This is a genomic window from Vicinamibacteria bacterium, assembly GCA_035620555.1.
Lineage (GTDB): Bacteria > Acidobacteriota > Vicinamibacteria > Marinacidobacterales > SMYC01 > DASPGQ01.
The window spans coordinates 1-10632 of sequence record DASPGQ010000282.1; the positions used below are offsets into that span (position 1 = coordinate 1).

Consider the following 10632-nt stretch of genomic DNA (forward strand, 5'->3'; position numbering starts at 1 on the left):
ACGCTAGCCGGCGTCACCACGACTTCCGAGCGAAACGATGTTCCATCGTGGCTCCCCTCGATCCGGACACGATCGAGCTCGGGCTCGAGCCGGGAGAGGCTCGGGTAGTAGGTGAACTGAAAGACGTGCATGCCGGGGAGCTCGAGGATCGCCGTGTCTCCACGGTAGAGAATGGCATTCTCGAGGTGCTCGCAGGGGCTGAACTGGACGGGTACGTAAATGCTCCGATTCAGGGCGGTCTCATCGCCGAGAACCGGCGCTACGAGCGCTAAGATGACAAGGACTGCAACCGAGGTGTATTTCCAGAGTGACACGGCCATCCTCCTCCAGATGAACGTGACGTTAACACAATGTTACGCGCATGTTAACACACCCTGGTTGACAGACCAAGGAAAGGGAAGAAAACTGCGATTGGGTCCCGAGATCTCGTTGTCGGATCGAGGTTAACCGTCTTTTAACTTGTGCTTGACGAAGCTGTGATGTGACTTGATTACTCTGCGGACCTAGGCTTCGCGCCTCCCTCACGAGGGGTGGTCCTGTCCGGACCCCAAGCTTAAAAGGGCTGCCCCTCGTATTTTCTTCCTCCCTTGGACCGGCCGCGATGGGATAGAGATCGTCGCTGCGGATGGACACGGATCGCATTCTTGACCCGCTCTCGTAGATGAGGACTTCGGCCCCGACGAAATCGAGAGAGGCTCGATCTTCTTTGAGAATCCAGCCGCCCGTGTTGCAGAAGGAGACCGGCTGTCCATCCACGATGTCCACGAGCTCGTGCGTATCCCAGGGAATCGGTTGGTGGGTATGCCCGAAAACGAAATGAGTGGGTCTCGGAATCTCGATCGAGTACTCGTGGCGCAGCCGGTCGATCTCGCGAATCGAGTAGCGGTAGTAGCTCCGGAAACGCTCGCGTACCGTGGGGCGCATCAGAAACTCGCGGCTGTAGCGAGTCTGCTCGAGACCCTCGAGCATGGCGAGAAAGCGCTTCCGCCCCCAACCGACTGCTAGGGAAAGAGCCTTCCGTTTGGCCCAGCTCAGATTGGAGCTCTCGCGCAGAGAACTCTCGAAGCGCTCGAAATACTTTCTCAGCGAGAACGTCCGCCCTGCGCTCATCTCTCGCTGGATTTGGCGGGCGAGCTCAGCGAGAGGCTGGGCTTGACCGATCCCGGTACAGGCGAGCTGGTTCAAGGGCAAGTTGATCCCGACCATCTCCCTCAGAAGTGCGTGTCGGAAATGATGGCGATACGCAAGAGCAAGATCCCCCGACCGCAATCATGGTAGGGCCTCGAGGCAAGCCTACGGTGAACGAAGTGTTGCGCTAGCGTGAATTCTTCGCCAGCGGGTCGGGCTACTCGAGAAACGCGGTTCCCGCGGGGATCGGGCATGCGATCGGGAGCCCCTGAGAATCCACGTGGACAATACCCGCGGGGCCTCCAGTGAAAGAACGCACACCCGTCAAGCCGAGGCCGGCGGGGTAACTCTGGTAGCAGAAATCGACGACGCTGTCGGGATCCTGGCTCGCCGAGAGTCCCGGAGGGGCGCCTCCACCCAAGCCGATCCACTGCCGTGTGTAGCCGCCCTTCGTGTAGGGTGAGACGCGTCCGATATCGTTGCCGAGGAATGCGGGCGCCGTCGTGGGATAATTCGGGATCCCGATGTTGCAGTTCGCTCCGCCACGACAGAGGTTGGTCACGTTGGCGAAAAACCCGCCGTTCGCCGACGCATAGGCGTGCTCGGCGGACAAGACCGTGCGCGTATCTCCGATCACCTGAGCTTCGTTCGCCGTAACGACCGCGCGGAGGATGTTCAGGACCGCCATCGCGGCGATGATACCGATAATCGCGATCACGATGAGCAGCTCGATCAAAGTGAACCCACGCTCATCGTTTCTCTCACCATCGACTCGCAGTTGAATACTCGGAAGCATCATACGCAAGTTCTCCGCACCCGCGCTTTGTTGGAAGCAATTATGGTGCCACGTTAGCAGTCAAATCAACACCTTATGGTATATGAGGTTACAAGCCCACCCGAACTCGGGCTCACATTTTTTGTCATCCGAGTTCCAGTTTGGTGCGTTTCTTTGCTCCTCCGCGTTCCGAATAAATAACCCAATGTTCATGCTGCGGTGACTTCTCGGTTACGTTCGCAGGATACAAGTAACTCGCGCCTCAACGCGCCCTCAACGGGCGGCGTCATCATCCGCATCCCTTCACATGACGCCGCCCGCCACCCCTCCTCCACGGTTTTCCCGGGGACCGCAATCGTTATAATGCGCGGGTGACGGGAGGCACGCTGCTCGATCTCCTCCGCCGTCGACAACGGCAGACCACCCTCGCCTCTTTCCTCGGCAAGCTGGAGCTCCAGGTGCTCGACGTGCTCTGGACGCGATGGCGCGAGACGTCGGTGCGGGATCTCGAGCCCTATTTCGGTTCGACTGCCTACACCACGCTCATGACCACACTCGATCGGCTGCACAAGAAGGGACTGCTCCACAGAACGAAGTCGGGGCGCGCCTACCTCTATATGCCCCGCTTCACGCGTGCTGGACTCGAAGCGTACCTCGCCGAGGATGCGTTCGCGACCATACTCGAGGGTGTCCGCTCCGGAGCATCGGCACGGCCCCTGTTGATGAGCTTCGTGGAAGCGGTGAGCCGTCGCGATGCGCTGCTGCTCGACGAGCTCGAGCGGCTCGTCAAAGAGAAGCGACGCGCTCGGCACGAGGAGGAGGAGTGAGCTTTCTCGTTCTCGGGACCTTGCTCGCCGTACTCGCATTTGGCGCAGCCAGTGCCGTGGGATCGTTCGTCGCCGCCATGGCCTGGTGGGCGCTTCGGGGACGAATCGAAAAGCTGGCACCGGCCCGACGCGCACGGTTCATTCTCACGCTACGGCTCCTTCCGAGCTTCACCTCGATCGTCTTCACCGTGGTCTTCTTCATCCCCGCGTTCGTCCTCCACGAGCCGCGCGACACCGTCGAGGTGACGAGCGCGACCATGGTGGCCGCCGCGCTCCTGGCGGCGGCTCTACTCCTGCGGGGACCGATCGCGACGTTCGTCGCCTGGCGTCGGACCCGGCAGCTGGTTCAGGGCTGGCTCGCGGGTGCCGAGCCGATTGCCCTGGAGGCGCCGGTTCCGACCGTCCTCGTCGAGCTCCCCTTTCCTGTCGTGGCCGTGGTCGGCGTGTGCCGCCCCCGCATCGTGGTCGCGCGCAGCGTCAAGGAGGCCTGCTCCGAAGAAGAGCTGAAAGCCGTCCTCGAGCACGAGACCGCGCATTTGAAACGCGGGGATAACTTCACGCGCCATCTCGTACGAGGGGCTCCAGACTTGCTCACCTGGACGAACCTCGGTAGCTTACTCGAGCGTGAATGGAGCGAGGCGACAGAAGAGGCGGCCGATCGATGCGCAGGGGCCGCGCTCGCGATTCCACTCGCCTCGGCTCTCGTAAAGGTCGCGCGGCTTGCCGTGGGCACGAGTCCCCTTCCCGCGCTCGAGACGGCGCTTTATCGCCAGAGCGGACTCGCCAGACGGATCGGATATCTGACCGGGATTCCCAAGCCGTGCGAGAGCTCGTTCGTGCGGGCGACGCCCTGGCCTTTCTTCGCCGCCTCCATTGCCCTCGTCATCGCGGCGACGCCGTCCGGCTGGCTCCATCGTCTGCACACCTTCACCGAATTGGTGGTCGCCCTTCTTCAGTAGCCCGAAGTACGAAAGCTGGTAGTAGCAACGCCGGCGGTCTATGGTGCAGATCTCGATGTCTCCTCGTTTCGCGATGCGATCCGCACTCTTCGGCTCGGTGCTACTGGTCGCCGGCGCCGCCGGCGCTTTCGAAGGGCGAGTGGTGCGCCAGCAGGATGGTAGCCCGGTAGCGGGTGCCGAAGTCACGGTGCTCGGTCGAACCGGTGAGGCCTTCACCGATGCCGAGGGTCGTTTCACGTTCGTTCCCGATCCAGCGCTGCCATTCGAGATCCTCGTGATCTTGCCCGGAGGGCGCATCATGAAACCGGTCCTCATCGAGTCGTTCCCCGAGGACGGCCTGGTGGTCGTCGAAGTGCAGGCCCTGGTCCAAGAATCGGTGACTGTGACCGCCGGAACCGCTCCCAGCATCGAGCACACGCCCGCGGCAGCCACGACGTTGCTTCCTCGCTCGGAGGTCCAGGTACGTCTGCCGGTGAACCTCGGGCAAGCGCTCGAGAACGTTCCCGGTGTGGCGACGATCTCCGAGGGACGCGCCGAAGTGCCCGTCATACGGGGTCTCGCACGAGGAAGGACTCTCCTTCTCATCGACGGAGCCCGGGTGACGGCGGAGCGCCGTGTGGGACCGAGCGCGACTTTTCTCGATCCGTTCGTGGTCGATTCACTCGAGGTGTCTCGCGGCCCCGGCTCGGTCGCCTACGGTTCGGACGCCTTTGGCGGTGTGATTCAGGTGCGGACCCGACGACCGGAGCCCTCGGCTCCCTTCGGCATGAGGTTCATCGGAAGCCTCGGGGCGGGCGTGCCCCAGGGCCGTGCCGGGGTCGAGGTGACGCAAGGGTTCTCCAACGGCGGCGTACTATTCCAGGCGCATTACCGCGAGTTCGACGACTACGACAGCCCCGAGGGAACCGTGTTCAACTCCGGCTCGCGGGACCAGGGGTATCTGGGAAAGGTCCAGACTCTCGTCGGTAGCGGCGTCTTGAGCTTCGGATTCATGAGCGATCTGGCACGCGACGTCGAGCGCCCCAGGACCAACTCACACATCACGCGTTTCTTTTATCCCACCGAGGATTCGCATCGTTTCACCGCGGGCTACGACCGGATCTCGCTCTGGGGACTCAGCCGCTTGAACGTGACGACGTTTGTTGGCTCGTATCGGATCGTCACCGACCAGGATACCTTCGCCACCGAGAACGAGCCGAGACGCATCGAGCGGGCCGACGTGGATGCCAAGGACTATGCCGTCCGCGCCGTGGCGGAAAAACTCTTCGGCGGTACGAGGCTCGAGCTCGGCGTCGATCTCAACGGACGCTTCGGGCTCGAGGCACGCGATTTCGTCGTGGATTACGATCTCGCGGGAAACGAGCTCCAGACCGACGAGCGCATCACCATCGAGAACGGTCGTCGCGTCGATACCGGGCTGTTCGCATCGCTCGACGGCAACGTTCACCCCAAGCTCCAGCTCGTGGGTGGGGGTCGCGTCGACCGAGTCACCACCCACAACGAGGGGGGGTTCTTCGGCGATCGGGACACCGCGAACGGCGCGTTCTCCGGATTCGCGGCAGCGACTGTCGGGAGCTTCGGTGGATGGAGCTTCACCGGTCAAATCGCCCGCGGTTTTCGCGATCCGGTGATCTCGGATCGTTACTTCCGCGGCGTGACCGGACGAGGATTCATCACCGGCAACCCCGATCTCGAACCGGAGACCGCGACGCAGTTCGATACCGCCGTTCGCTACACCAGCCGCCGATGGCGCGCCGCCATTTACTACTACCACTACCGCTTTCGCGATCTCATCGAGCGGTACGAGGACGAGCCCGATTTCTTCTTCTTCAGAAATCGAGGCCGGGCGCTCAACGAGGGAGTCGAGCTCGAGCTCCAGGCCGAGCTAGGCCGCGAGCTCTCCCTGCAGCTTTCCGCCTACGCGTCTCGAGGCAAGGCGCTCGACGACGACGCCCCGCTCGACGACGTTCCGCCGACGACCTTGACCCTCCAGCTGCGGAGGGAGCTCAGCGCGGGCCGGGGCTATCTTCAGGTCCGGGGAGCAGTCTTCGCCGAAGACGACGAGCCGGGGCCGAGCGAGGTGGCGACGCCGGGATACGGGGTGGTGGACTTCTCCGCGGGCTGGGAGATGACCTCCAAGGTCGGACTCCGCTTCCTGGCGCGAAACCTCACGAACACGAGCTACCCTGTCAGCACGGACCGTCGTGCCGTGCCCGCCCCGGGCATCTCCGCCGTCGCCACCGTCGTGGTTACCCTCGGACCGGACTAGTCAGCAGGCTGATGAAGAACTACAGCCCAGCCTGCCGAGCGGCGACCAAAACTTCTGTCCGCGAGATCGGCGCGAAGCGCCGCAAAAGGCCGAGCCGTGGCGGCCGGGCGATTGCGGGTCCCGCCACGGCACTGAGCACTAATTGTTACTCGAAGTCGGCCAAAGCACGCCCTGGTCCTTCTTGCGGACCGGACCCAGACCCTTGTAGACGAACTTCTGGATGCGCTTCCCCTCGTAGGTCTCGGTCGTGTAGACGTTGCCCTTCGAATCCGTGGCAATGCTGTGCACCCCGAAGAACTGTCCCGGCTGGCGTCCGCCATCTCCGAAGCTCGTCAGTACCTCGAGCGATTTTCTATCAATGATGTAGACCTTCTCGTTCTTGCCATCGGCGAGGTAGAGATACTTCTGCTCGGGATCTTTCGAGAACGCCACATCCCAGGCGGCCCCGCTCCCGAGGGTCTCCTTGGCGACGATGACTTCGTTTACATATTCTCCGCTGAGACGGAATACCTGAACCCGATTGTTCACCCGGTCGCAGACATAGAGAAGCCCGTCGTGAGTTGGTTCGGCGCAGTGTACCGGGTTGCGGAACTGCTGCGCCAGTGGGGCCTTGGGGTCGTAGCGGCCGAGGTCTCGGTCGTCAGGCTCGTTGCCGTAAGCGCCCCAATACCGCTTGAACGCGCCGCTCGCGACGTCCAGCACCGCGACGCGCTTGTTGAGATAACCGTCGGCGACGAAAGCTTCCTCGCCCCTCGCGTCGAAAGAAATCTTGGCCACTCGGCCGAAGCTCTCCTTGTCGTGGCTCCCACCGATCCACTTCGGCTCCGAGCCGGAGGAGCTCTTGTCTCGACGGGCATGCGGGTGACCGAATTGTTTCAGGAACTTCCCGTTCCGGGTGAATTTCAAGATGTGGGAATCGCTTTGCCCGTTTCCTCCGATCCACAGGTTGTCCATGGGATCGATCGTGATCCCGTGGTTAGACTCCGGCCAGTCGTAGCCATCGCCCGGTCCGCCCCAGTGACCCACGAGGTTGCCCTCGGGATCGAACTCGAGGACGGGAGGTGCCGGAGAGCAGCATTCGACCGCCGTCGGCGGGTCGGTCGCGGCGCTGATCTCAGTGGATTCGTTCAGAGTGCCCTCGCGATGAATGACGAAGACGTGATCCCTGGAGTCGATCGTCACTCCGATGGTGGAACCGATGACCCAGTGATTCGGCAGGGGCTTCGGCCAGAAGGGATCGACCTCGAACATCGGCGCTTGAACGCTTGCCTCCTGCGCCGCCAGGCTCCGGTCCAACGCAAATTGAACGATTGCGAGGACGACGAGGGCGGCGAAAAGCCCTGCCCCGATGACGACGTTCTTTCTACGATTCGTACGCATCATGTTTTCCCACCTCGGTCCCGGGAGCGCCACGCCGGCGCGACTCATCCACGCCCGGTTGGCCTCCAAGCCGGCACAGGATACACGCAAATCGCGCTCGACAAGAATCCCGAAATGAAAGAGGATCTGCTCTCGTTGGGCCGGCGCGCGTGCGAGTTCTCTACGGTGTGGTGGGAGAGGGTATGGGTCATGCGACCCGAAGCGCGGTCGTGCTCGATCACATCCTCGACTTGGGGCACGAAGTCCGGGTGGTGGTCTCGGGCAAGGCGCACACTTTCCTCAAGGAGCGCTTCGCCCGTCGGAAGAAGATCTCGATGGAGGAGATCCACGGACTGACGCTGCGATATCTCGGAAACCGCCTCGACCGCAAGGGTAGTCTCTTCTGGAACCTGAGGAACGCTCCGAAGGGAGTGAAGAAGAACATCGAGGTCTATCGCAAAATCGCCGAGGACGGCATTCAACCCGAGGTCGTCATCAGCGACTTCGAGTCCTGGGCGGCGCTTTACGGTCTTCGCCACGGTGTCCCGGTGGTGAGCGTCGACAATATCCAGATCATCAACCGCTGCAAACACCAAAAGGCACTCAAAAAAGGAAAAGGGCTCGACTTCGGACTGGCCCGTCTCGCCGTGAAGATGAAGGTGCCCAAGGCCTATCACTATCTGATTGCCACGTTCTTTTTCCCTCCGGTGAGAAAGAAGTACACGACTCTCGTTCCTCCCATTCTCCGAGACGAGGTTCTCACCGCCGAGCGCGAGCCAGGAGAACACGTCGTCATCTACTTCCGTGGAATGGCGGTCGACGAGTTGCGTGACATTCTCAGGAAATGCCCGGTTCCGTTCCGAGTCTACGGAGCCGACGAGGAGAGCGAAGAGGGGAACGTGGCCTTCAGACGTTTTGCGGGCAAGGCGTTCCTCGACGACCTTCGCACCGCCCGGGCGGTGGTGGCGGGCGGCGGTTTCTCGCTCATGAGCGAAGCCGTGAGCCTCGGCGTTCCCATGCTTTCGGTACCGATCGAGGGACAATTCGAGCAGGAGCTGAACGCCCGCTATCTCGAGCATCTCGGCTACGGCCGCGCCGCGAGAAAGCTGGAGGATTCCGTACTGGGCAAATTCCTCGAGCGTATCGACGAGTTCTCCGCCGCATTGTCGGCTTACCGGCGCACGGACAATTCGCTCTTCTTCTCGTACCTCGATCGGCTTCTCGAACGGGTTGCGCAAGGGAAGAAGAGGCCCAATCGTCTCGCATGATCGCATTCCTCGTATTCATCGTCATCGCCGCCTTCATGTTCGCCAAGCTCGAGATCGAGATCGAGGGGCGTCACGGCTGGGCGGAGAAACTCCCAACCTGGCGGATCGAGCACCATGTCCTCCTGGACTGGTTCTTCGGTGGCCGGCCATTGACCGGCTATCACGCCTGGGCATTCCTCTTCGTGCTCTTCGCCTTTCACCTTCCGTTCTTCTGGGCGGGCGCGTGGTCGGTTCGCTCCGAGTTGCATGCCGTCGGCGGCTACACGCTGTTCTGGATCATCGAGGACTTGCTGTGGTTCCTGCTCAACCCCCATTACGGCTGGAAGAAGTTCACCCGCCACGATGTCTGGTGGCACAAGAGATGGGCGCTGGGTCTGCCGCTCGATTACTGGATCCTCGGATCGTTCGCCGCGGTTCTGCTCATCGTTCCATGACTCTCGGCCCTGACGAAATGGTTCGGTCAAACCTTCCGGTCATCGACCTCGAGCCCTGGTTTCGGGGAGATCGGGGGCGGACGGCCCGGGCGTTACGAAGCGCATGCCTCAAGACAGGCTTCTTTTACGTCTCGAACCATCGTTTGCCGGACGGGCTTCTCGACCGGATTCGAGCGGCCTCTCGGAGTTTCTTCTCCCTTCCGCTCGAAGAGAAGCTGCGGGTCCATTTCGAAAAAGCTCGAAAGCAACGAGGTTACATTCCCCTCCGCGGCGAGAGCTCGGATCCCAAGGGCAAGGGGGACGAGAAGGAGGCGCTCGACTTCACGTTTCCGGTGCCTCCCGAGGGAGTCAGCGACCCGGTTGCTTACCGGATGTACGGGCCCAATCTCTGGCCCGAGGGGCTAACCGGATTCCGGGAAACCGTCGAGAGCTACTTCGAGGAGATGATTCGGATCGCAGGCACCCTCTTCGAGATCCTGGCCGCGAGCCTCGAGCTTCCTCATGATTTCTTTCGGCCGAAGATCGACCGCCCCATCGCCCAGCTGCGCCTGCTCCACTACCCCCCGCAGTCGGAACCGCTCGACGAGGCTTTCCTGGGAATCGGCGAGCACTGCGATTACGAGTGCTTCACTATCCTGGATCCGGGAGACGTCACCGGCCTCCAGCTTCGCGACCAGAGAGGCGAGTGGATGGAGGTAGAGCCTTTGCCCCGGGCGTTCGTCGTGAACCTCGGTGAAATGCTCGCTCGCTGGACGAACGACGTCTACCGTGCCACGGTCCATCGCGTCGTCAATCGCACGGGCCGAGAGCGCTACGCCATCCCCTTCTTCTTTGGAACGAATTACGACACCCTCATCGATTGCCTGCCCACCTGCTCGGGACCGGAGAGGCCGAGCCGGTACCCGCCGATCCTCGCCGGAGAATATCTCGCCAAACGACTGAACGAAGTCTACGGCTCGCTTCCCGAAAGTTAAATTCTCACTCGTTACGCAGCACGACGATGGGATCGGTCGACGACGCCCGCAGAGTCGGTGCCAGCCGCGCCCAGGGGAAAGTACTTCATATTGACGTATCCGGGCCGACTCGTGTAATACTCCAGTAATTTTCGCTTCGCCGATTCACCCAATGTGAATGCCATTATTCAGCTTGGGAATCAAAACCGTCAGCGCACGTATGAGTCCGTCCCACCATGAGGCCGATTCCCAGGAGAAACCGCGAGGTCTCCCATGTGTTGGTCGGAAAGGGATCACGGATTTCTAGCTTTCTGCCCCATTCGACAGACAGCAAAATTTCTTCTTCGGTGCGCTCTCGGCGTGGGTATCCTCCTTGCCATCTGCTCCGCTCTTTCGCTTGCTCATGAAGAACCCCATCTCCGGATAGAAAAGCTCAGTCGGCAAATCGAGCGAGATCCGGCGAACGCCGACTTATATTTGACCCGCGGTGAGCTCCACCGTGTGAGCTTCCATTGGGATCTGGCTTTGGCGGATTTCGACCGTGTCGCCGAGCTCCGCCCCGATTTGGAGACCGTCCAGTTCCATCGTGGCCGTCTCATGTTCGAAGCAGGCTGGTTCGATCGAGCCAAAGAGGTGCTGGATCAGTTCTTGGAGGTGCAG

The 10632-nt window shown here is 61.7% G+C and carries 10 protein-coding genes; 6 read left to right on the forward strand and 4 right to left on the reverse strand.

All coding sequences use genetic code 11. From position 1 onward, the window contains the following. The 3 genes from VEK15_11515 to VEK15_11525 all read right to left on the reverse strand — a co-directional run. Positions 1 to 314 (reverse strand): hypothetical protein (locus tag VEK15_11515; protein ID HXV61315.1); only part of this gene is annotated, 314 nt, incomplete at its 3' end. A gap of 28 nt (positions 315 to 342) precedes the next feature. Then, positions 343 to 1206 (reverse strand): hypothetical protein, encoded by an 864-nt coding sequence (locus VEK15_11520; GenBank protein ID HXV61316.1) that lies wholly within the window; start codon positions 1204 to 1206, stop codon positions 343 to 345. A gap of 139 nt (positions 1207 to 1345) precedes the next feature. Further along, complete coding sequence (locus VEK15_11525) at positions 1346 to 1927, reverse strand: prepilin-type N-terminal cleavage/methylation domain-containing protein (protein HXV61317.1); 582 nt, start codon at positions 1925 to 1927, stop codon at positions 1346 to 1348. A 347-nt stretch (positions 1928 to 2274) separates the two neighbouring features. Here VEK15_11525 and VEK15_11530 point away from each other — a divergent pair, with 347 nt between their 5' ends. The 3 genes from VEK15_11530 to VEK15_11540 all read left to right on the forward strand — a co-directional run bounded on the left by VEK15_11530 (position 2275) and on the right by VEK15_11540 (position 5958). Next, positions 2275 to 2730, forward strand: a complete 456-nt coding sequence (locus VEK15_11530; protein HXV61318.1) for a BlaI/MecI/CopY family transcriptional regulator — start codon at positions 2275 to 2277, stop codon at positions 2728 to 2730. Beyond that, positions 2727 to 3689 carry a M56 family metallopeptidase gene (locus VEK15_11535; GenBank protein ID HXV61319.1) on the forward strand — a complete coding sequence of 321 codons (963 nt, stop codon included), beginning with the start codon at positions 2727 to 2729 and terminating at the stop codon, positions 3687 to 3689. The genes VEK15_11530 and VEK15_11535 overlap by 4 nt, the downstream gene beginning before the upstream one ends. Before the next feature lie 73 nt (positions 3690 to 3762). After that, positions 3763 to 5958, forward strand: coding sequence for a TonB-dependent receptor (locus VEK15_11540; GenBank protein ID HXV61320.1), 2196 nt, complete (start codon positions 3763 to 3765; stop codon positions 5956 to 5958). 138 nt (positions 5959 to 6096) lie between these two features. Here VEK15_11540 and VEK15_11545 read toward each other — a convergent pair whose 3' ends face one another. After that, on the reverse strand, positions 6097 to 7341 hold the full coding sequence (locus VEK15_11545; protein ID HXV61321.1) for a hypothetical protein: 1245 nt from the start codon (positions 7339 to 7341) through the stop codon (positions 6097 to 6099). A 146-nt stretch (positions 7342 to 7487) separates the two neighbouring features. Here VEK15_11545 and VEK15_11550 point away from each other — a divergent pair, with 146 nt between their 5' ends. Genes VEK15_11550 through VEK15_11560 form a run of 3 tightly spaced genes read left to right on the forward strand, consistent with a single transcriptional unit; the run spans position 7488 to position 9993 of the window. Next, positions 7488 to 8585, forward strand: coding sequence for a glycosyltransferase family protein (locus VEK15_11550; GenBank protein ID HXV61322.1), 1098 nt, complete (start codon positions 7488 to 7490; stop codon positions 8583 to 8585). After that, a complete protein-coding gene (locus tag VEK15_11555; GenBank protein ID HXV61323.1) occupies positions 8582 to 9019 on the forward strand; it encodes a hypothetical protein in 438 nt (145 codons plus the stop codon). Before VEK15_11550 ends, VEK15_11555 begins: the two co-directional genes overlap by 4 nt. A gap of 17 nt (positions 9020 to 9036) precedes the next feature. Continuing rightward, a complete protein-coding gene (locus VEK15_11560) occupies positions 9037 to 9993 on the forward strand; it encodes a 2-oxoglutarate and iron-dependent oxygenase domain-containing protein (GenBank protein ID HXV61324.1) in 957 nt (318 codons plus the stop codon). The last annotated feature ends 639 nt before the right edge of the window (positions 9994 to 10632 follow it).

Excerpts from the sequence above, each read along its gene's own strand:
- VEK15_11520 (HXV61316.1), bottom strand. The coding sequence starts at position 1,206 with ATGGTCGGGATCAACTTGCCCTTGAACCAGCTCGCCTGTACCGGGATC.
- VEK15_11525 (HXV61317.1), bottom strand. The coding sequence starts at position 1,927 with ATGATGCTTCCGAGTATTCAACTGCGAGTCGATGGTGAGAGAAACGAT.
- VEK15_11540 (HXV61320.1), top strand. The coding sequence starts at position 3,763 with ATGCGATCCGCACTCTTCGGCTCGGTGCTACTGGTCGCCGGCGCCGCC.
- VEK15_11545 (HXV61321.1), bottom strand. The coding sequence starts at position 7,341 with ATGATGCGTACGAATCGTAGAAAGAACGTCGTCATCGGGGCAGGGCTT.
- VEK15_11555 (HXV61323.1), top strand. The coding sequence starts at position 8,582 with ATGATCGCATTCCTCGTATTCATCGTCATCGCCGCCTTCATGTTCGCC.
- VEK15_11560 (HXV61324.1), top strand. The coding sequence starts at position 9,037 with ATGGTTCGGTCAAACCTTCCGGTCATCGACCTCGAGCCCTGGTTTCGG.